Source organism: Salmonella sp. SG203 (genome assembly GCF_013350575.1).
Classification (GTDB): Bacteria; Pseudomonadota; Gammaproteobacteria; order Enterobacterales; family Enterobacteriaceae; genus Salmonella; species Salmonella enterica.
Map to the genome: position 1 here is coordinate 1 of NZ_SNMT01000034.1, position 19570 is coordinate 19570.

At 52.2% G+C, this 19570-nt stretch carries 21 protein-coding genes and 1 pseudogene; 7 read left to right on the forward strand and 15 right to left on the reverse strand.

Annotation, left to right across the window (positions count from 1 at the left end; genetic code table 11):
* Nucleotides 1-107: 107 nt before the first annotated feature.
* From lpxM to znuA, 3 genes are all read right to left on the reverse strand, one after another.
* On the reverse strand, nt 108-1076 hold the full coding sequence (gene lpxM / locus HV477_RS25460; RefSeq protein ID WP_000448400.1) for a lauroyl-Kdo(2)-lipid IV(A) myristoyltransferase: 969 nt from the start codon (nt 1074-1076) through the stop codon (nt 108-110).
* 116 nt (nt 1077-1192) lie between these two features.
* Nucleotides 1193-2512 (reverse strand): murein DD-endopeptidase MepM, encoded by a 1320-nt coding sequence (mepM, locus tag HV477_RS25465; RefSeq protein ID WP_001184028.1) that lies wholly within the window; start codon nt 2510-2512, stop codon nt 1193-1195.
* Nucleotides 2513-2527: 15 nt separating this feature from the next.
* Nucleotides 2528-3472: a zinc ABC transporter substrate-binding protein ZnuA gene (gene znuA, locus HV477_RS25470; protein WP_000939597.1), complete on the reverse strand. Its 945-nt coding sequence runs from the start codon at nt 3470-3472 to the stop codon at nt 2528-2530.
* 78 nt (nt 3473-3550) lie between these two features.
* On the opposite strand from znuA, the gene znuC reads away from it, so the two are divergent.
* Nucleotides 3551-4306, forward strand: a complete 756-nt coding sequence (gene znuC, locus HV477_RS25475; protein ID WP_000203023.1) for a zinc ABC transporter ATP-binding protein ZnuC — start codon at nt 3551-3553, stop codon at nt 4304-4306.
* The gene (gene znuB / locus HV477_RS25480) at nt 4303-5088 is read left to right on the forward strand and encodes a zinc ABC transporter permease subunit ZnuB (protein WP_000571510.1); all 786 of its coding nucleotides are present in this window, start codon (nt 4303-4305) and stop codon (nt 5086-5088) included. The genes znuC and znuB overlap by 4 nt, the downstream gene beginning before the upstream one ends.
* A gap of 78 nt (nt 5089-5166) precedes the next feature.
* On the opposite strand, the gene ruvB is transcribed toward znuB, so the two are convergent.
* The 3 genes from ruvB to HV477_RS25495 form a co-directional block, all read right to left on the reverse strand.
* Nucleotides 5167-6177, reverse strand: a complete 1011-nt coding sequence (gene ruvB / locus HV477_RS25485) for a Holliday junction branch migration DNA helicase RuvB (protein WP_000568504.1) — start codon at nt 6175-6177, stop codon at nt 5167-5169.
* An 8-nt stretch (nt 6178-6185) separates the two neighbouring features.
* Nucleotides 6186-6797, reverse strand: a complete 612-nt coding sequence (ruvA, locus tag HV477_RS25490) for a Holliday junction branch migration protein RuvA (RefSeq protein WP_079899045.1) — start codon at nt 6795-6797, stop codon at nt 6186-6188.
* Between the two features lie 360 nt (nt 6798-7157).
* Complete coding sequence (locus HV477_RS25495) at nt 7158-7850, reverse strand: hypothetical protein (RefSeq protein WP_162785464.1); 693 nt, start codon at nt 7848-7850, stop codon at nt 7158-7160.
* Nucleotides 7851-8059: 209 nt separating this feature from the next.
* Between HV477_RS25495 and HV477_RS25500 the strand changes: the two genes are divergently transcribed.
* The gene (locus HV477_RS25500) at nt 8060-8659 is read left to right on the forward strand and encodes a YebB family permuted papain-like enzyme (RefSeq protein ID WP_000716749.1); all 600 of its coding nucleotides are present in this window, start codon (nt 8060-8062) and stop codon (nt 8657-8659) included.
* A 1-nt stretch (nt 8660) separates the two neighbouring features.
* Here the strand turns inward: HV477_RS25500 and ruvC are convergent, their stop codons facing one another.
* The 4 genes from ruvC to aspS all read right to left on the reverse strand — a co-directional run bounded on the left by ruvC (nt 8661) and on the right by aspS (nt 12316).
* On the reverse strand, nt 8661-9182 hold the full coding sequence (ruvC, locus tag HV477_RS25505) for a crossover junction endodeoxyribonuclease RuvC (RefSeq protein WP_000022509.1): 522 nt from the start codon (nt 9180-9182) through the stop codon (nt 8661-8663).
* A gap of 36 nt (nt 9183-9218) precedes the next feature.
* Nucleotides 9219-9959: a YebC/PmpR family DNA-binding transcriptional regulator gene (locus HV477_RS25510; protein WP_000907242.1), complete on the reverse strand. Its 741-nt coding sequence runs from the start codon at nt 9957-9959 to the stop codon at nt 9219-9221.
* Nucleotides 9960-9988: 29 nt separating this feature from the next.
* On the reverse strand, nt 9989-10441 hold the full coding sequence (gene nudB, locus HV477_RS25515) for a dihydroneopterin triphosphate diphosphatase (protein ID WP_000653694.1): 453 nt from the start codon (nt 10439-10441) through the stop codon (nt 9989-9991).
* 102 nt (nt 10442-10543) lie between these two features.
* The gene (gene aspS, locus HV477_RS25520; RefSeq protein ID WP_001258633.1) at nt 10544-12316 is read right to left on the reverse strand and encodes an aspartate--tRNA ligase; all 1773 of its coding nucleotides are present in this window, start codon (nt 12314-12316) and stop codon (nt 10544-10546) included.
* A gap of 324 nt (nt 12317-12640) precedes the next feature.
* Between aspS and HV477_RS25525 the strand changes: the two genes are divergently transcribed.
* The 3 genes and pseudogenes from HV477_RS25525 to HV477_RS25535 all read left to right on the forward strand — a co-directional run.
* Complete coding sequence (locus HV477_RS25525; protein WP_000916144.1) at nt 12641-13207, forward strand: hydrolase; 567 nt, start codon at nt 12641-12643, stop codon at nt 13205-13207.
* Nucleotides 13204-14022: a DUF72 domain-containing protein gene (locus HV477_RS25530; protein ID WP_000639226.1), complete on the forward strand. Its 819-nt coding sequence runs from the start codon at nt 13204-13206 to the stop codon at nt 14020-14022. The genes HV477_RS25525 and HV477_RS25530 overlap by 4 nt, the downstream gene beginning before the upstream one ends.
* A gap of 52 nt (nt 14023-14074) precedes the next feature.
* Nucleotides 14075-14341 (forward strand): annotated as a pseudogene (locus HV477_RS25535) (MAPEG family protein); the annotation flags it as partial.
* A 72-nt stretch (nt 14342-14413) separates the two neighbouring features.
* On the opposite strand, the gene HV477_RS25540 reads toward HV477_RS25535, so the two are convergent.
* The 4 genes from HV477_RS25540 to HV477_RS25555 form a co-directional block, all read right to left on the reverse strand.
* Nucleotides 14414-14791 (reverse strand): DUF1353 domain-containing protein, encoded by a 378-nt coding sequence (locus HV477_RS25540; RefSeq protein WP_175065524.1) that lies wholly within the window; start codon nt 14789-14791, stop codon nt 14414-14416.
* 101 nt (nt 14792-14892) lie between these two features.
* Entirely contained in the window at nt 14893-15483 is a 591-nt protein-coding gene (locus HV477_RS25545) for a DUF4376 domain-containing protein (protein WP_175065525.1), read from the reverse strand.
* A gap of 12 nt (nt 15484-15495) precedes the next feature.
* The gene (locus HV477_RS25550; RefSeq protein WP_175065526.1) at nt 15496-16803 is read right to left on the reverse strand and encodes a prophage tail fiber N-terminal domain-containing protein; all 1308 of its coding nucleotides are present in this window, start codon (nt 16801-16803) and stop codon (nt 15496-15498) included.
* 84 nt (nt 16804-16887) lie between these two features.
* Nucleotides 16888-17460: a recombinase family protein gene (locus HV477_RS25555; RefSeq protein ID WP_175065527.1), complete on the reverse strand. Its 573-nt coding sequence runs from the start codon at nt 17458-17460 to the stop codon at nt 16888-16890.
* Between the two features lie 571 nt (nt 17461-18031).
* Between HV477_RS25555 and HV477_RS25560 the strand changes: the two genes are divergently transcribed.
* A complete protein-coding gene (locus tag HV477_RS25560; protein WP_175065528.1) occupies nt 18032-18733 on the forward strand; it encodes a DUF4376 domain-containing protein in 702 nt (233 codons plus the stop codon).
* 41 nt (nt 18734-18774) lie between these two features.
* On the opposite strand, the gene HV477_RS25565 is transcribed toward HV477_RS25560, so the two are convergent.
* The gene (locus HV477_RS25565) at nt 18775-19476 is read right to left on the reverse strand and encodes a DUF4376 domain-containing protein (protein ID WP_175065541.1); all 702 of its coding nucleotides are present in this window, start codon (nt 19474-19476) and stop codon (nt 18775-18777) included.
* Nucleotides 19477-19570: the final 94 nt, after the last annotated feature.

Below are 19570 nucleotides of genomic sequence, written 5' to 3' on the forward strand. Positions count from 1 at the left end.
CAATTTATAACCATGAACGGCCACACCTGGCCCTGAAATACAAAACGCCCGATGATGTTCATCAGGCGTTTTACAGACAAAAAACTGTCAACCTATATCAGGACTAGTCAGATGGGGTAAAGATCTTTACGCTTATACGGCTGAATCTCGCCTGGCTTGCGGGTTTTGAGCAGCTTCAGGATCCAGGTGTACTGTTCCGGATGCGGGCCGACAAAAATTTCGACCTCTTCGTTCATCCGTCTGGCGATAGTGTGGTCGTCAGCCGTGAGCAGATCGTCCATTGGCGGGCGAATCTGGATAGTCAGGCGATGCGTTTTACCATTATACACCGGGAAAAGCGGTATCACGCGTGCGCGGCACACTTTCATCAGCCGACCAATCGCAGGCAGCGTCGCTTTGTATGTCGCAAAGAAATCAACGAATTCACTATGCTCCGGGCCGTGATCCTGGTCCGGCAGGTAGTAGCCCCAGTAGCCCTGACGAACAGACTGAATAAAGGGTTTAATCCCGTCATTACGCGCATGCAAACGTCCGCCGAAACGCCGACGCACTGTGTTCCAGATATAGTCAAAAACCGGATTACCCTGATTATGAAACATCGCCGCCATTTTTTGCCCCTGAGAGGCCATCAGCATGGCTGGAATGTCGACGCCCCAGCCATGCGGTACGAGAAAAATGACTTTTTCGTCGTTACGACGCATCTCCTCAATGATTTCCAGACCTTCCCAGTCAACACGCTGTTGAATTTTTTTCGGACCGCGCATCGCCAACTCAGCCATCATCGCCATTGCCTGTGGCGCGGTGGCGAACATCTCATCGACAATCGCTTCGCGCTCAGCTTCGCTACGCTGCGGAAAGCACAAAGACAGATTAATTAGCGCCCGGCGACGAGAACTCTTCCCCAGCCGTCCGGCAAAGCGCCCCAGCGTCGCCAGCAAAGGGTCACGGAATGATGCCGGTGTTAATGCGATCCCCGCCATTGCCGCCGCGCCCAACCAGGCGCCCCAATACTGCGGATAGCGAAAGGATTTTTCGAATTCAGGGATATACTCACTATTATTTTTTTTGGTTTCCATGCTTTTCCAGGGTCTGCTGACGCGAAAAGGAATTGTGAATAGTGTAGCGACGTCTGCGTCTCACACAAAACAAAAAAGCCGGCACACATCGCGTACCGGCTCTGTCAGCGCATTTGTTAATCGAAGCGCAGTTGTGGCAGAACCTCTTTCACCTGTGCCAGGTATTCACGACGATCTGACCCCGTCAGACCTTCCGTGCGCGGCAATTTTGCTGTCAGAGGGTTAACGGCTTGCTGGTTGATCCATACCTCATAATGCAGATGCGGCCCTGTGGAACGCCCGGTGTTACCAGAAAGCGCAATACGATCGCCACGTTTCACTTTTTGCCCCGGTTTCACCAGCAGCTTACGCAAGTGCATGTAACGTGTGGTGTAGGTGCGTCCATGACGAATCGCAATGTAGTAACCGGCAGCGCCGCTACGTTTAGCGACCACGACCTCGCCATCCCCCACCGACAGCACCGGCGTACCCTGCGGCATCGCAAAGTCAACGCCACGATGCGGCGCAACGCGTCCGGTAACCGGGTTCAGACGACGCGGATTGAAGTTGGAGGAGATGCGGAACTGTTTAGCGGTCGGGAAGCGTAAAAAGCCTTTCGCCAGACCAACCCCATTACGGTCATAGAATTTACCGTCAGCGGCGCGAATGGCGTAGTAATCTTTACCATCGGAACGCATCCGCACGCCCAACAACTGACTCTGTTCACGCTTGCCATCCAGCATCTCGCGCGACATCAGAACCGAAAATTCATCGCCCTTTTTCAGCTTGCGAAAATCCATCTGCCACTGCATTGCTTTTATCACTGCGCTGATTTCGCTGCTGGTTAAACCGGCCTCTTTCGCGCTGGCGACAAAGCTACCCCCTACCGTACCTTTCAGCAGACTGTTAACCCAGTCCCCCTGCTGCATTTCACTGCTCATTTTAAAACCGTTGGCAGTGCGATCGTAGGTACGCGTTTCACGGCGGGAGACTTCCCATGTCAGACGCTGTAAATCGCCATCGGCGGTCAGTGTCCAGGAAAGCTGTTGGCCAATTTTCAGATTGCGCAGCTCCTTATCAGAAGCGGCAAGTCGGCTAATATCGCTCATATCGATGCCGTACTGATTCAGAATGCTGCTTAACGTATCGCCTGTAGAGACGACGTATTCATGGACGCCGACTTCGCCTGCGGTTTTATCGTCCAGCTCATCCTGAGGAATAGCTTCATCTTCCTGCGCGGCCTGATCGATGGGTTCGCTGGCCTCCGGTAAGAGGGAACGAATCTCGCTTTTCTCCAGTTCAATAGTTTTAACGATTGGTGCGGATTCTGGGTGGTAAACATAGGGCCGCCATACGGCGACGGCCAGTGTCAGAACGGTAAGTGACCCCAGCATAACGCGGTGGGGTCGGGGCAGATTATTAAATGCCAGGGCGACAGAGCGGGCTATCTGTTGCACGTATTCACTTCCTCGTTAATCTCCTTTCAGGCAGCTCGCATACTGGTTGGCTAATTGGCTTAAAAACGCTGAATAGCTTGTTTTACCCAGTTTAATGTTCGTCCCGAGGGGGTCCAGTGTTCCCATTCGAACGGATGTCCCTCTCGCCACGGCTTCCACGACCGCTGGCCTGAATTGTGGCTCAGCAAAAACGCAGGTTGCTTTTTGCTCAACCAACTGTGTTCTTATTTCATGTAAACGCTGCGCGCCAGGTTGTATCTCAGGGTTCACGGTAAAGTGACCGAGCGGGGTGAGTCCGTAGTGTTTTTCGTAGTAACCGTAGGCGTCATGAAAAACGAAATACCCTTTCCCCTTGAGCGGCGCGAGCTCGTTACCGACCTGTTTATCGGTTGCGGCTAATTGTGCCTCAAAATCCTTCAGGTTGGCGTCGAGTTTGGCTCGACTTTGCGGCATAAGTTCCACTAATTTTTCATGGATTGCAACCGCTGTAGCCCGCGCTATCTCTGGGGAGAGCCAAAGATGCATGTTATATTCGCCGTGATGGTGATGTACGTCACCTTTTTCCTCATCGGCGCCCGTATGCGCATGTTCATCCTCATCATCATCCGCGCCCTTCATGAGTAACGGTTTTACATCGGCAAGTTGCGCAATGGTAACCTGCTTATTATCAGGAATATTCCTGACCGACTTCTCCATAAAGGCTTCCATTTCCGGGCCAACCCAGACGACTAAGTCCGCGCCCTGTAAGCGTTTTACGTCTGATGGACGCAATGAATAATCATGCTCGGAAGCCCCATCCGGAAGTAATACTTGTGTATCCGTAACGCCATCAGCAATGGCGGAAGCGATAAACCCAAGCGGTTTAAGCGAAGCGACAACGGCGGCGTCGGCAGCCTGGGTTGCACTCCCCCAAAGCGCGGCGGATAATGCTGCGAAAAGAAGCGTATTTTTCTGTAACATAATGCGACTAATCATCGTAATGAATATGTGAAATGTGATATTATAACATTCTATCACTTCTGCAAGCCTAAAATTAACATGACAAGTTTAGTTTCACTGGAAAACGTCTCGGTCTCATTTGGTCAACGCCGCGTCCTCTCTGACGTGTCGCTTGAATTGAGCCCCGGAAAAATTTTAACGCTTCTCGGCCCTAACGGCGCGGGGAAGTCAACGCTTGTACGCGTGGTTTTAGGACTGGTAGCCCCTGATGAAGGGGTGATCAAGCGCAACGGGCAACTCCGTATCGGCTATGTCCCGCAAAAGCTCTATCTCGATACCACGCTTCCGCTGACGGTAAACCGATTTTTACGTTTACGTCCCGGCACACAAAAAACGGATATTCTCCCGGCGCTTAAACGCGTTCAGGCCGGACATTTGATTGACGCGCCCATGCAAAAACTCTCCGGCGGTGAGACACAGCGCGTACTGCTGGCGCGTGCTCTGCTTAACAGGCCTCAGTTGCTGGTACTTGATGAGCCGACGCAAGGCGTGGATGTCAACGGCCAGGTCGCGTTATACGACCTTATCGATCAGCTGCGCCGTGAACTCGATTGCGCCGTGCTGATGGTGTCGCATGACCTACATCTGGTCATGGCAAAGACGGATGAAGTGTTATGCCTGAACCATCATATTTGCTGTTCCGGCGCGCCGGAAGTGGTGTCTATGCATCCGGAATTTATCTCTATGTTTGGCCCGCGAGGCGCGGAGCAATTAGGGATTTATCGCCATCATCATAATCATCGCCACGATTTACAGGGTCGTATTGTACTGCGCCGGGGAAATGGTCACTCATGATTGAATTATTACTGCCCGGCTGGCTGGCCGGGATGATGCTGGCGTGCGCCGCTGGTCCTTTGGGCTCATTTGTGGTCTGGCGTCGGATGTCCTATTTTGGCGATACGCTGGCTCACGCGTCGCTTCTGGGCGTGGCGTTTGGCCTGTTGCTGGACGTTAACCCCTTTTATGCGGTAATCGCCGTTACGCTGCTGCTGGCCGCCGGTCTGGTATGGCTGGAGAAACGCCCTCACCTCGCGATTGATACCTTACTGGGCATTATGGCGCACAGCGCCTTATCTTTAGGACTGGTCGTGGTCAGCCTGATGTCCAACGTCCGCGTTGATTTAATGGCTTATCTGTTTGGCGATTTACTGGCCGTCACACCGGAAGATCTTATCTCGATCGCTATTGGGGTCGTTATTGTGCTGGCCATTCTCTTCTGGCAGTGGCGCAACTTGCTGTCAATGACTATCAGTCCGGATCTTGCCTTTGTCGATGGCGTGAAATTACAGCGCGTGAAGCTGCTATTGATGCTGGTAACGGCGTTAACCATTGGCGTAGCGATGAAGTTTGTCGGAGCGCTGATCATTACGTCGCTGCTGATTATCCCCGCCGCAACCGCGCGTCGCTTTGCCCGTACGCCGGAGCAGATGGCGGGCGTCGCCGTTGGTGTGGGTATGATAGCGGTTACAGGTGGACTGACCTTCTCAGCCTTTTATGATACCCCGGCAGGGCCATCCGTAGTGCTGTGTGCCGCGCTGCTGTTTATCTTAAGTATGATGAAAAAGCAGGCAAGCTAAGCGTGTGTTGCCCGGTGGCGCTGCGCTTACCGGGCCTACAAAATCGCCCAGGTCTGATGAGCGCAGCGATTTCAGGCGCTAAGGCATCTCTGGCGGCGTGATCCCGAAATGGTTCCAGGCGCGCACCGTTGCCATACGCCCACGCGGCGTGCGCTGCAAAAAGCCTTGCTGAATCAGATACGGCTCCAGCACATCCTCAATGGTTTCACGCTCTTCGCCAATCGCCGCCGCCAGGTTATCCAGTCCCACCGGACCACCGAAGAATTTATCAATAACCGCCAGCAGCAGCTTGCGATCCATATAGTCAAACCCTTCCGCATCGACGTTCAGCATATCCAGCGCCTGCGCGGCAATTTCCGCTGAAATAGCCCCGTCATGCTTCACCTCGGCGAAATCACGCACACGTCTGAGCAGGCGGTTGGCTATACGCGGCGTACCGCGCGCCCGACGCGCCACTTCCAGCGCGCCGTCATCGCTCATCTCCAGCCCCATGTGCCTTGCGCTGCGCCCGACGATGTGCTGCAGATCGGGCACCTGGTAGAACTCCAGGCGCTGCACAATACCAAAACGGTCACGTAGCGGCGAGGTCAGCGAACCTGCTCGCGTCGTCGCGCCAATGAGCGTAAACGGCGGCAGATCGATCTTAATTGAACGTGCAGCAGGCCCTTCGCCAATCATAATATCCAGCTGGTAATCTTCCATCGCCGGATAGAGTACCTCTTCCACCACCGGTGAAAGCCGGTGAATCTCATCAATAAACAGCACATCATGCGGTTCAAGATTGGTGAGCATAGCCGCCAGATCGCCTGCTTTTTCCAGCACAGGGCCGGACGTGGTTCGGAGATTGACGCCCATTTCATTGGCAACGATATTCGCCAGAGTCGTTTTACCTAACCCTGGCGGGCCGAAAATCAGCAAGTGATCTAGTGCGTCGCCACGCAGTTTTGCCGCCTGAATAAAGATCTCCATCTGGGAGCGCACCTGCGGTTGGCCGACATATTCCGCCAATAACTTCGGGCGAATGGCGCGATCGGCGACGTCTTCTGCGATCGTGGCGCCTGCTGAAATCAGGCGATCTGCTTCTATCATCCTTTACCTCATAACGCGGCGCGTAACGCGTCGCGAATCAGTGTTTCACTGCTTGCATCCGGACGGGCGATCTTGCTTACCATCCGACTGGCTTCTTGCGGTTTATAACCCAGCGCCACCAGCGCAGCAACTGCTTCTTGTTCTGCATCTTCCGAGGTTGGGCTGGCCGGCGACGTCAATACCAGATCGACCGCTGACGTAAAGAGATCGCCATGTAGCCCTTTAAAGCGGTCTTTCATTTCGACAATCAGCCTTTCGGCGGTTTTCTTGCCGATACCCGGCAGCTTCACCAGCGCACCAAGCTCTTCGCGCTCAACCGCATTGACGAACTGTTGCGCCGACATGCCGGAGAGGATCGCCAGCGCCAGCTTAGGCCCGACGCCATTCGTTTTAATTAGCTCTTTAAATAGCGTGCGCTCTTGCTTATTGTTAAATCCGTACAGCAACTGCGCATCTTCACGCACCACGAAGTGGGTGAAGACGATTGCCTCCTGCCCGGCCTCCGGCAGCTCGTAAAAGCAGGTCATAGGCATATGTACTTCATAGCCTACTCCCCCTGTCTCCAGCAGCACGATCGGGGGTTGTTTTTCGAGAATAATGCCTCTGAGTCTGCCTATCACATGACGCTCCTGCGTAAAGGGCTGAAAAGATAATGCACTATCATAAAAAAAGACTGGATGTTTATCCAGATGAAAAACACTTATCCCGATATTTCTCTACTCCAACAACCCGTGATGGTTAACGACGGGTACGCTCCCCGCTGCGTACAAAATAAGTCGTACACTCATTGACAACTTTTTGCGTCCCACGCGAATAACTTTTTGCCAACATGCCGTGGCGCACGTTCGGTAGTCTTCAATAATGAGTATCCTGATAACACTAATACTGTATCCAGTACGAATGCCAACAGCGGAACATCGGTCCCCCCCAAAAAACAGACCCGAGAATAGATTTAATAAAATTAACCACTAGCGCTGAATTTAATCGCATGTTGTTTTATCGTCGCGCACAACATATTTTAATTCACCATGACACAATAAATATTGTGCAAACTCATTTTTCATGCCATCGAAATTCACGGCTGGTATCCCTTCTGAATAACTATAATAAATATTCACATACTCTTCACTACTAAAAAGTGCCTGTCGTTTTGCTGCTATCCCACGGCCTTTTGCTGCAATATACTGGAAGCAGTGGCCGCTGGCGCCACAGCTCCGCCCATCATCAACAATATATATATCGGCAGCGTTAAACAACTGTTCCAGCCAGCACTGGCGAATCGTTCCGGCCGCACAAACCAAAAATAATGATGCACTAATCATCCACCCGGATTTTTTTACCGATGTCATAGCCAGGAAAGCTATAAAGCACGCTGCCTGCAGGCACAAAACCAGTTCTTTATTCCCGGCAACCAAATGCCACTGGTTAAATACTAAGGTAATGAAAACTGAACTCAATGTTGCCAACAGTCTGGTTCTGAACCGCCTGGCAGGGAGAAGTAAAAATAATAATGAAATCGTCCCTGGCTTTAATAAAAAAACAACGGTATTAGCCTCTGCCATATCAATACTCAAACAATAACAAAAACTAATAAACAGATGAAAGATAATAGCAACAAAAATATAAGGAAAATAAAACACCCAACCTATTTTCATTGGTTTATCATCAACCACGTCGTACTCCCTGTCAATATAAGAGAGCAGATAATGAGAAATTTACCACCTTAATTCCTCCCCAGTTATATTTGCGACATTAATTCCAACAAATGAAATATTCACCATACATATTTCGATGACACTAAGGCTTGTCATTTATCTGGTATAATGCTAACTACCCTGTAGAATAAATAAAAGGAATTTATTTCAAATAATGGAATGCAGAAATGAAAAAACATTATTCTGTCCAATATGAAACCGGGGATATCGTCTTTACCTGTATAGGTGCCGCGCTTTTCGGCCAGATATCCACCGCTTCACAGTGCTGGAGCAACCATGTTGGGATTATTATTGGTCATAATGGTGATGACTATCTAGTGGCGGAAAGTCGCGTCCCCCTCTCAACCGTCACCACGCTGTCACTGTTTATACAACGTTCAGCCGGACAACGTTACGCGGTTCGTCGCCTGTGCGGCGGCCTGACGGTCGAACAGAAACTCGCCATCATGGAACAGGTTCCCGCCCGGCTGAATAAGTTTTATCACACGGGGTTTAAATACGAGTCATCGCGCCAGTTCTGCTCGAAATTTGTGTTTGATATCTATAAAGAAGCATTGTGTATTCCGGTAGGCGATATTGAGACATTCGAAGAATTACTTCACAGCAATCCTGATGCGAAACTCGCCTTCTGGAAATTCTGGTTTTTAGGTTCAATCCCGTGGGATCGTAAGACGGTGACGCCAGCCAGCCTGTGGCAACATCCCAATTTAGAATTAATTAGCGCCTGTGGAATTGAAAACCCTCAACGCGAGGCTGAGGGAGAATGATTTAGCGCAACCTTCCCCGCGCCAGATTGAGTCGGCTCTCGCTCATTTGCATCGCGTTCTGGCTAACGTGGCAATGCGTAATGGCGATAGCCAGCGCATCCGCGGCATCGGCCTGCGGGTTAGCGGGGAGCTTTAGCAACGTACGAACCATATGCTGTACCTGGCTTTTTTCCGCGCTACCAATACCGACGACGGTTTGCTTCACCTGACGCGCCGCGTATTCAAACACGGGCAGTTCCTGATTGACCGCGGCGACAATCGCGACGCCGCGCGCCTGTCCCAGCTTGAGGGCTGAATCGGCGTTCTTCGCCATAAACACCTGTTCGATAGCAAAATAGTCCGGCTGGAACTGCGTGATGATTTCCGTCACGCCTGCGTATATGAGCTTCAAACGAGACGGCAAATCATCGACTTTGGTGCGAATACATCCGCTGCCCAGATAGGTCAGTTGTCTGCCTACCTGACGGATAACGCCATAACCGGTAATGCGCGAGCCGGGGTCAATACCGAGAATAATCGACACGCTATACCCCCTGCCCGCCGGCGTTTAGCAGCACCATTACAGGGTCGCCGCCACCTCATCAGAGATCTCACCGTTATGGTAGACTTCCTGAACATCGTCACAGTCTTCCAGCATATCGATCAGACGTAGCAGTTTCGGCGCGGTTTCCGCATCCATATCCGCTTTGGTTGACGGGATCATGGACACTTCGGCGCTGTCCGCTTTCAGACCGGCCGCTTCCAGCGCGTCACGCACTTTGCCCATCTCTTCCCAGGCAGTGTAAACATCAATCGCGCCATCATCATAGGTCACAACATCTTCCGCGCCAGCTTCCAGAGCGGCTTCCATGATGGTGTCTTCATCGCCTTTCTCAAAGGAGATGACCCCTTTCTTACTGAACAGGTACGCCACTGAGCCATCGGTACCCAGATTACCGCCGCACTTGCTGAAAGCATGACGCACTTCCGCTACGGTACGGTTACGGTTGTCACTCAGACACTCAATCATAATGGCCGTGCCACCAGGACCATAACCTTCATAGATGATGGTTTCCATGTTCGAGTCTTCATCACCACCCACACCGCGAGCGATGGCACGGTTCAGAGTGTCGCGGGTCATGTTGTTGGCCAGCGCTTTATCTACAGCCGCGCGCAGACGCGGGTTGGCATCCGGATCGCCGCCGCCCAATTTAGCTGCCGTTACCAGTTCACGAATAATTTTAGTGAAGATTTTACCGCGCTTGGCATCTTGCGCAGCTTTACGATGTCTGGTGTTGGCCCATTTACTATGACCTGCCATAAATATTTCCTCAAAAAAAGCGCGCCTTTTCAGGCGACGTTAATGACAAACTCTTCAATCGCTTGCCGGTTACTCCAGGACTTGGTAAGCGCCGCCGCGTCAGGCGCATCAAGCCACTGGTACGTCAGATGTTCAGTGAATATCACCTGCCGCTCATGCGGTAACGCAAGGCAGAACCAGAATTCTGTATTGTGCATGACGCCCGGCGCATAGCGATGACGTAAATGTGAAAAAATTTCAAACTCCACCGTACGTTGGCAGTCGACTAAGGTCAGTTGCTCTGCCGCAACATCAATCGTGACCTCCTCTTTGACTTCACGCACGGCGGCCTGCAACGCGGTCTCCCCTTCTTCTATGCTGCCAGTCACTGACTGCCAAAAATCCGGGTCGTCGCGTCGCTGCAACATTAGCACCCGTTTCGTATCCTGCGCGAAAATAACCACCAGGACCGAAACGGGGCGCTTGTACACTTTATCCTTCACGCGACCTCGTTGTTGGCTGTTGGGTGACGCCGCGCATTGATGAGACTCCCCCTTGCGGGCCGCCGCGATATCACGCGAATGATGTCGTGTACATTGTTCATATCAGTTATTCTCGGCTTTCTTCACAACCTGAATCCCCAACTCCGTCAACGCTGCCTGGTTGGCGAAACTCGGCGCTTCGGTCATCAGACACGCGGCGGCGGTCGTTTTCGGGAAGGCGATAACATCACGAATATTGTCGGTGCCAGTCAACAGCATGGTCAGACGGTCCAGACCAAACGCCAGGCCCGCATGCGGCGGCGTACCGTATTTCAACGCATCCAACAGGAAGCCGAACTTCTCGCGCTGCTCCTGCTCATTGATACCGAGAATACCAAATACGGTTTGCTGCATTTCACCATTGTGAATACGCACCGAACCGCCGCCCACTTCATAGCCGTTAATCACCATATCGTAAGCGTTAGCGACGGCTTCTTCCGGCGCAGTTTTCAGTTCAGACGCCGTCATATCACGCGGGGCGGTGAACGGATGGTGCATCGCGGTCAGACCGCCCTCGCCGTCGTCTTCGAACATCGGGAAGTCAATCACCCACAACGGCGCCCATTTGTCTTCGTCGGTCAGGCTCAGGTCTTTGCCCAGTTTCAGACGCAGCGCGCCCAGCGCATCGGCAACCACTTTTTTGTTATCTGCGCCGAAGAAGATCATGTCGCCGTCCTGCGCGCCGGTACGTTCAAGGATAGCCTCGACGATGTCGGCGGTCAGGAACTTGGCCACCGGACTGTTAATCCCATCCAGACCTTTCGCGCGCTCGTTAACTTTGATATACGCCAGGCCTTTCGCGCCGTAGATCTTAACAAAGTTACCGTAATCGTCGATCTGCTTACGGCTAAGCTGTGCGCCGCCCGGCACACGCAGCGCTGCCACGCGGCCTTTCGGATCGTTAGCCGGGCCCGCGAAGACCGCGAACTCTACCGATTTCAGCAGGTCAGCGACATCTACCAGTTCCATCGGGTTACGCAGGTCTGGTTTGTCGGAACCGTAACGACGTTCCGCTTCGGCAAACGTCATGACCGGGAAATCCCCCAGATCCACGCCTTTCACTTCCAGCCACAAATGGCGCACCAGCGCTTCCATCACTTCGCGCACCTGTGGCGCGGTCATGAAGGAGGTCTCGACGTCGATCTGAGTAAACTCCGGCTGACGGTCAGCACGTAAGTCTTCATCACGGAAGCATTTGACTATCTGATAGTAACGATCGAAACCGGACATCATCAGGAGCTGTTTGAACAGCTGCGGCGACTGCGGCAACGCGTAGAATTTACCTTTGTGCACGCGCGAAGGCACCAGATAGTCGCGCGCGCCTTCCGGCGTGGCTTTGGTCAGCATCGGCGTTTCAATATCAAGGAAACCGTGATCGTCCATAAAACGACGCACCAGGCTGGTAATTTTGGCGCGAGTTTTCAGGCGCTGCGCCATTTCCGGACGACGCAAATCCAGATAGCGGTACTTGAGACGCGCCTCTTCGGTATTAACGTGGTTAGCGTCAAGCGGCAGTGAGTCTGCGCGGTTGATGATAGTGAGAGAGGACGCCAGCACTTCAATTTCGCCGGTCGCCATATCCGCATTGACGTTTTTCGCGTCACGCGCACGCACGGTGCCCGTAACCTGAATGCAGAACTCATTACGCAGTTCAGAGGCCAGCTTTAACGCGTCCGCACGATCCGGATCGAAGAACACCTGCACAATACCTTCGCGGTCGCGCATATCGATAAAGATCAGGCTGCCAAGATCACGACGACGGTTGACCCAACCACACAGAGTCACCTGCTGCCCCACGTGGGACAGACGTAGCTGTCCGCAATATTCTGTACGCATGAGATATCCCTTAACTTAGCCGCAGGCGGATTGTTGCCTGCCATGCAGGCGACGAAGTCGCAGCTTTAGCTGTATGTCACAACTGGATGAAAAAAGGCGGCTATTATACTGGAAATTCTGCCGCACGATAAGAGTCAATCCAGCATGGGAGCGATAACTTGCCCGTTTCATGCGGTATCGACACTTGGTTCATACTGACTGTACCCGGGTTTTTCACGCGGGTATTGCGTATGCTCACAAAAATTAACAATATTTGTCGCCGCTTTCCTCTTTAATCGCGCTTAAGGTGTAGTGAAATCCGCTATTTTTAGGAGAGTGATTATCATGCTGAAACTCAACGCGACCACAACCGCCCTGGTGGTTATTGATTTACAGGAAGGAATTCTTCCGTTTGCCGGCGGCCCGTATACGGCAAATGAGGTGGTCGCCCGCGCCGCGCGGCTGGCGGAAAAGTGTCGTGCCAACGGCTCGCCCGTGGTTATGGTACGCGTTGGATGGTCTGATGATTATGCCGAAGCGTTAAAACAACCCGTGGATGCCGCAACGCCTGCGCACGCGTTGCCGGAAAACTGGTGGACCTGGCCTACGGCATTGGGTAAAAAGGACAGCGATCTGGAAGTGACTAAACGCCAGTGGGGCGCGTTTTACGGCACCGACCTGGAATTACAGCTTCGCCGCCGGGGTATCGACACCATCATATTGTGCGGGATCTCAACCAATATCGGCGTCGAATCCACAGCGCGTAACGCCTGGGAGTTGGGATTTAACCTTATTATTGCCGAAGATGCCTGTAGCGCCGCCAGCAGTGAGCAGCATCAGAGCAGTATGACGCATATTTTCCCGCGCATTGGCCGGGTACGCAGCGTAGAGGATATTTTAAACGCCTTATGATCTACATTGGCTTGCCGCAATGGTCGCACCCGAAATGGGCGCGGCTCGGCATCACCAGTCTGGAAGAGTATGCCCGCCACTTTAACTGCGTAGAGGGCAACACCACGCTTTACGCGCTGCCGAAAGCGGAAATTGTCGATCGCTGGTATGCGCAAACTACGGACGATTTCCGTTTTTGCTTTAAATTTCCCGCCACCATTTCTCACCAGGCCGCGCTGCGCCATTGCGACGATCTGGTACAGGCGTTTTTTACCCGCCTGGCGCCGCTGGAAACGCGTATTGGCCAATACTGGCTGCAGTTGCCCGCCGCCTTTGGACCGCGCGATCTCCCCGCCTTATGGCAGTTTCTTGATGCGCTCCCCGCCACGTTTACCTATGGCGTAGAAGTTCGTCATCCGTGTTTTTTTGACAAGGGTGAGGATGAACAGCGGCTCAATCGCGGGTTACACGCGCGCGGCGTAAACCGCGTGATCCTGGATAGTCGTCCGGTACATGCCGCCCATCCCCACAGCGAGGCCGTCCGCGACGCGCAGCGAAAAAAACCCAAAGTTCCGGTACATGCTGTCGTGACGGCCAGCCATCCAATGGTGCGTTTTATCGGTAGCGATAATATGGCGCAAAACCGTGAATTTTTCGCCGCCTGGTTGCAGAAACTCCCGCAGTGGCGGCAGACCACCACGCCTTTTCTGTTTTTACATACTCCGGATATCGCGCAGGCGCCGGAACTGGTGAATACGCTTTGGCATGATTTACGCAGCGTCTTACCAGAAATCGGCACTGCTCCGTCCATTCCACAGCAATCTTCTCTTTTCTGAAAATGCCCCCTATCATAGACAGTGCCATCAGCCATTTTAAAAGGGAGTTTGTATGGTAAGCGCGCTGTATGCCGTTTTGGGTGCGTTATTATTAATGAAGTTCTCTTTTAATGTCGTTCGCTTGCGAATGCAGTACCGTGTCGCCTATGGCGACGGCGGTTTTAGCGAATTGCAAAGCGCCATCCGTATTCATGGCAATGCGGTGGAATATATTCCTGTCGCGCTGGTGCTGCTGCTGTTTATGGAAATGAACGGCGCCGAAACGTGGATGGTGCATATCTGCGGCATCATTTTAATCGCCGGTCGGCTGATGCATTATGATGCGCCGCGCGATAAATGCGGCCCATCCGCGCGATAAATGAGAGGCGTTTTTTCTTTCACATACTGAAAATTAATTACAGTAATCCTGCGCTTTATCGTACATTCCCCTACCAAATAATCGTACCGCCCAATACATAATCGTGCGCTTCCACTTCGGCACACCGAGTACCGTCATTCCGTCGAGGAAAATTTTGTCAGCCTCTTTTTTCGTGCGCAGCGCGTTGTCGTACATCCAGTCGTGGATTATCGCCGCTTTGGCGTATTTGCCGTCAGGCGGCAAGAACGTCCACAGAATACGTGGCACGCTGGCGAGGTCGGTCACAAATCCGGCGGGTACGCTGATAACGTCGCTGTTGTCGTCACTGAGGTAAAACTCAAAAGGCTCATACACGCGCCATAAATAATGGTCGAGCATTTCAAGGATTGCCGGAGTTGTGAACGCGCTCATGGATTTTACTTTCCTGTTGATGCGAAAAATAAACTTCCTTGTTTCACTATCTATGTAACTGGATAAGTTTTGCTTTTTTTCGGGGCCGGGTGGCCCCTTTTTTATGCTTCCGGCGTATCCGTCACCGGCCAGCCCACAACATAGCCCTGTACCGCCTTATAGTCCGTGATTTCGTCCAGCGCCTTTTTCATCTGGCGCTGGCGTTCGTGGATTTTAAAGCCCTGAATGACCATGTTCTGCTCCATTGCCGCTTCCATGGCGGTTAACTGGTCAGCGGTGACCGGTACATCAATATTATCGGCATCCGTCCAGAAAAAACTTGCAGGTAGTTTTCCGGCCCTGGCCATTGCCGCCACCGGTGCCAGCCGGGTCTGTGAGTCTTTGCTGCAGTCCCAGCAGTGACCGTTCAGCTCGAACGGGTAGTTGCCGTTCTCCTGAGCATCACGCCAGTTGTTGATTTCGCGGCGCTTCACCGCTTTTGCTGCCGTGAGCATTTCCGGGGTGACGGTAAAGGGTTTTATTTCGCCGTATTTGCCTGCCTTCAGGTCGTCGAATAACTGACGGCCATCCGGATCGGAGTCATAACCGGCGGCGTGATACGTGCTGAAGTCCTCATCCCCTTCGCATTTAATCCGGCACAGGATGGTGTTGTTTTCGGTATATACCGCGTCTTTTGCTGCCAGTACTTTCATTCTGCATTCCCCTTATCTGATGCGCCGCCAGACAGCAATAATATCCATGTTCACTATATAAATTGATGAACAGCTGATCCATTGTCCCGGCGGGTGGAATACGTAGGTGTTGTAGCGATTTGTATCAGACGGCATGAGCAGACTGCCGTTCACAATGGTACCGAGTACATCCCCCATATCCAGCACGGTTCCCCGTTCTATCAACGAACCGTCAGTAGGTGCACGTCCGTCAAAAAGATAACCTGCGTTGAACTTTGCGGTGATATACGTTCCCACGGCATACGGCTCAGCCGGTCCCAGCGCTAATGGCGTGGCGTTACCGTCGCCGGTAAGGGTTTTGCCGTCGGTTTTTACCACACTGGATGCTGCCGCCTGTTCTGCGGAGAGCTTTGCTTCCTGAGCACTTTTTTCCGATGATTCAGCGCTGTCAGCGGAAGCTGTTTCAGATGATTTCGCGGCTGTGGCTGAGGTCAGGGCTTCATCCCGCGCCTGGCTGGCACCGGTACTGGCCTCCTGTGCATTCAGGGTTGCAGTCCGGGCATCCTGCGCCGACTGAGCGGCATTTAAGGCTTCAGTATAGGCTTTATCGACCAGTTCCTGTCCCTGCGCCTGAACGGCCTGTTTAACCTTTTCCCCGGTTTCAGCGATATCAGTTGTCGCTTTTGTGGTGGCATCTGTGGCGGCCTGCCTGATGGAAGCCGTCTGCTGGCTGACGTGCTCATCAAATCCTGTCACCTGCCTGACCACCTCCTCTTTTGCCAGGGTGACATCTGCCGCTTCCTTCGAGACTGTTGCCGCATTCTCCTGTGCCGTCTTCGCACTCTGACTCGCGGAATGTTCACTGTCCTGTGCCTCCCTGGCTGAACCTGTTGCTGTGCTGGCAGCCCCTGTTGCGGTTGTGGCAGCCTCCGCCGTGTGTTGCGCATAAACTGATGCCTGTTCTGCTGCACTTTGTGCGCTGGTGCTACTTTCAGTTGCCAGCTGCGCATCCTCACGGGTCTGCTGTGCCAGCGCTTCAAACTGTTTTAACGCTTCGGGGCGGGTGTCGACGTCACGACGGGTCAGAAAATCGCCCAGGGAACCATCGGGAGAATCGCTGTAAACAGTGATTTCGCCCAGGTCCCGTTCAAAAGAGCGTGCAGGTTTCACGAGAACACGAAACCTCCCCGGAGGAAGTATAATGGTGTAACTGCCCGGGGCCTCACCTGATGCCGTGGTAACAAAAAAACGACGCGATGTTTCCTGCTCTATAAATGTTATCGTACAACCCGTAATATTATTACCCAGTTCATCACGCATAACCCCTTTGAGCGTTGCCATATTCGAAGTGACCTTATTCTCAGCAATATGGCGAACAGGATAAAATAAACAATACCGGACAGATTATTAAAGCCCTTTAAAAAATCAGGAGTGGTCTGCTGGGGTAACATCTGCAGGGGTAAATTTGTAAATCGTAGACAATGAAACATCATAAATGATGGCAAGTTGCTTTCGGGTGTGGCCATTTTTGACGAGTCGGTTTATCTGCTCTATCTGGTCGGGCTGCAACGCCGGACGTCTGCCACCAATGCGACCCTGAGCACGTGCAACTGCAAGACCGGCGTTTGTGCGTTCTACGATGAGTTCGCGTTCCATTTCAGCCAGGGCGCTCATAACGTGGAAAAAGAACCTGCCCATTGGGGTACTGGTATCGATGCTGTCGGTCAGGCTTTGAAAATGAATGCCGCGTTCATGCAGTTCTGAAATGAGGCCAACCAGATTTTTAACGCTGCGGCCTAATCTGTCGAGCTTCCAGACAACGAGCGTATCGCCGGTTTTAAGGGCCTTTAAAGCGCGTTTTAATCCCGGTCTGTTGGCTTTTGTGCCGCTCATTTTGTCGTCAAATATCTGTTCACAATCTGCACGAATAAGAGCATCGCGCTGTAAATCGGTGTTCTGGTCATTTGTTGATACGCGGATATAGCCAATTCTTGCCATTTACGAACCTCATTTAATCGGGAGTGGGGTTGGGTGAATGGCTGTTTTATCGTGATGAGGTGTCGGTTAAAACGTCGGTTTAACGGATACCGTAAACCGGGCGTCTCATGTACAGGCCAGTGACGGCAATATTTACGGTACGGTGTGGGGCGGCTGGCTGAATGACTATATCCGGCGGAATACCCCCAGCATACCCAGCATGCCAAGTCTTGCCCCCTACGCCACGATAAGCTGGGTACAGCAAAACTATCTTTCAGGCTTCAGACTGGGAGCCGCTGAGGGCACCCAGGTATGGCGCGCTTACGGCTACGCAGACCAGCCACCTTACGTAATTACGGGAGTGATAAATGGTAATACAGACGATTTGATTGATAGCCTCACTCGTCGTCCACTTCAGATGTATATCAACGGGTGGCGTAGTGTAGACTGGTTATAAAAGAACTCATTGCAGGGTTATTTCTTTCAGGGATGACGCATTGTGAAAACGCGTGTTTTTTTCTGAGCGCTGAAAGTGTAAAAACTTTATAATACAGGCGAATACAACAGACTATTTAACCAGGGGTAATAAATTATGATTAACATTAAAAACTTTACGCCAGGTGACCCTAAAACACCTGAACAACTGGAGCTGGCCAATAAGCACCGGGTACTGTTTTTATTTTCTGAAGATGGTCAGGAATGGTACGAGTCACAAAAGCAGTTTGCGGCTGATACCATTAAATTCTCCTATGACACTGACGGCGTTATTCGCAGCATTTCACGCGATGTATCGGCGCTGTGGCCCGCTAATTTGAGTGTGGCCGAGGTTCCCGATACGACCGCCAACCGTCGCGCAGATATCAGCGGCCGCTGGGGCTTTGATGGTACAAACATTATCGACCTCATGACCACAGATAAAGCCCGTGAGCAGAAGACCCGTGAGATTGACGCCTGGCGTGATAATCAGGAAAACGGCAAAGTGACCTTCGACTGGAACGGCCACAAGTGGGACGCCAGCAAGGCTTCTCAGGACAGATTAGCCCCGGTTCTGGTGGTGGCAAAATCCGGCCAGCTCCCGGAAGGCTTCTTCTGGACGGATACGGGCAATGAAGACGTCCCTGTCACCCCGGATGACCTGCTGGCAATTGATGCAGGAATGACGCAGGCAATGGTCACTCAGGGGTTTAAAATCCATGAACGCCAGCGCCAGATGAAAAAAGATATTGCCGGACTGACAGGGGTTAACGATATTCTGAATTATCCCGTTGGCTGGACTGATAACAGCAGTAATTAAATAAAACAGCGCCCGTTAATACGGGCGTTATTTATTTTTGTTTATTCTGCTGAATTATCCGGGGGCCAGTCAACCCTGTAATCCAGAATGGCTTTTACATCGGTCAGTTTGTCAATGTCTTCCTTCATCGCCCGCTGTCGAAGGTGGATTTGCAGGCCTTTGGTGAACATCGCCTGGTCGATGGCGTCGCTGAGGTTTAACAGTTCGCCCGCCGTCATCGGCACGTCGTTATTATCGGCGTCCGTCCAGATAAAACCGGCGGGGAGTTTGTTGGCTTTCGCCATCTGTACGGAAAGCGTCAGGCGTTCCTGGGTGGCCTTGCCGTAGTCCCAGTGGTGATTGTTAAACTGAAATACGTAATTCGCGTTTTCCTGTGTATTACGCCATGTGTCAATCTCGCGGGTTTTCTGTTCACGGGCTTTATCTGTGGTCATGAGGTCGATGATATTTGTGCCGTCAAACCCCCAGCGACCGCTGATATCGGCGCGGCGGTTAGCTGTGGTGTCAGGGAGTTCTGCCACACTGAACCCGTCCGGGTTAATGGCTGTCACATCCTTATCGATACGCCGAATCACACCTTCGCTGTCGTAAGCTATTTTTAGCGTGTAGGGGGAAAAGCGTTGTAATTCGTCATACCAGTTTTTGCCGTCTTCTGAAAATAACCAGATAACGTTAAAACGTTCGGTTAATTTAAGTTGCTCAGGTGTTTTGGCCTTCTGCGACTGAATGTTTTTTAAAAGCATCATCATCATAATCTCGTAACGTTATACCAGGTTCCGTTAATATTTTTTTGTAGTGGGCTGTGGCGCATTCTTACCAAGTGCGAACCACGACTTC

Excerpts from the sequence above, each read along its gene's own strand:
- lpxM (WP_000448400.1), bottom strand. The coding sequence starts at position 1,076 with ATGGAAACCAAAAAAAATAATAGTGAGTATATCCCTGAATTCGAAAAA.
- znuA (WP_000939597.1), bottom strand. The coding sequence starts at position 3,472 with ATGTTACAGAAAAATACGCTTCTTTTCGCAGCATTATCCGCCGCGCTT.
- znuC (WP_000203023.1), top strand. The coding sequence starts at position 3,551 with ATGACAAGTTTAGTTTCACTGGAAAACGTCTCGGTCTCATTTGGTCAA.
- znuB (WP_000571510.1), top strand. The coding sequence starts at position 4,303 with ATGATTGAATTATTACTGCCCGGCTGGCTGGCCGGGATGATGCTGGCG.
- ruvB (WP_000568504.1), bottom strand. The coding sequence starts at position 6,177 with ATGATAGAAGCAGATCGCCTGATTTCAGCAGGCGCCACGATCGCAGAA.
- HV477_RS25500 (WP_000716749.1), top strand. The coding sequence starts at position 8,060 with ATGAAAAAACATTATTCTGTCCAATATGAAACCGGGGATATCGTCTTT.
- HV477_RS25510 (WP_000907242.1), bottom strand. The coding sequence starts at position 9,959 with ATGGCAGGTCATAGTAAATGGGCCAACACCAGACATCGTAAAGCTGCG.
- aspS (WP_001258633.1), bottom strand. The coding sequence starts at position 12,316 with ATGCGTACAGAATATTGCGGACAGCTACGTCTGTCCCACGTGGGGCAG.
- HV477_RS25525 (WP_000916144.1), top strand. The coding sequence starts at position 12,641 with ATGCTGAAACTCAACGCGACCACAACCGCCCTGGTGGTTATTGATTTA.
- HV477_RS25530 (WP_000639226.1), top strand. The coding sequence starts at position 13,204 with ATGATCTACATTGGCTTGCCGCAATGGTCGCACCCGAAATGGGCGCGG.
- HV477_RS25540 (WP_175065524.1), bottom strand. The coding sequence starts at position 14,791 with ATGAGCGCGTTCACAACTCCGGCAATCCTTGAAATGCTCGACCATTAT.
- HV477_RS25545 (WP_175065525.1), bottom strand. The coding sequence starts at position 15,483 with ATGAAAGTACTGGCAGCAAAAGACGCGGTATATACCGAAAACAACACC.
- HV477_RS25550 (WP_175065526.1), bottom strand. The coding sequence starts at position 16,803 with ATGGCAACGCTCAAAGGGGTTATGCGTGATGAACTGGGTAATAATATT.
- HV477_RS25555 (WP_175065527.1), bottom strand. The coding sequence starts at position 17,460 with ATGGCAAGAATTGGCTATATCCGCGTATCAACAAATGACCAGAACACC.
- HV477_RS25560 (WP_175065528.1), top strand. The coding sequence starts at position 18,032 with ATGATTAACATTAAAAACTTTACGCCAGGTGACCCTAAAACACCTGAA.
- HV477_RS25565 (WP_175065541.1), bottom strand. The coding sequence starts at position 19,476 with ATGCTTTTAAAAAACATTCAGTCGCAGAAGGCCAAAACACCTGAGCAA.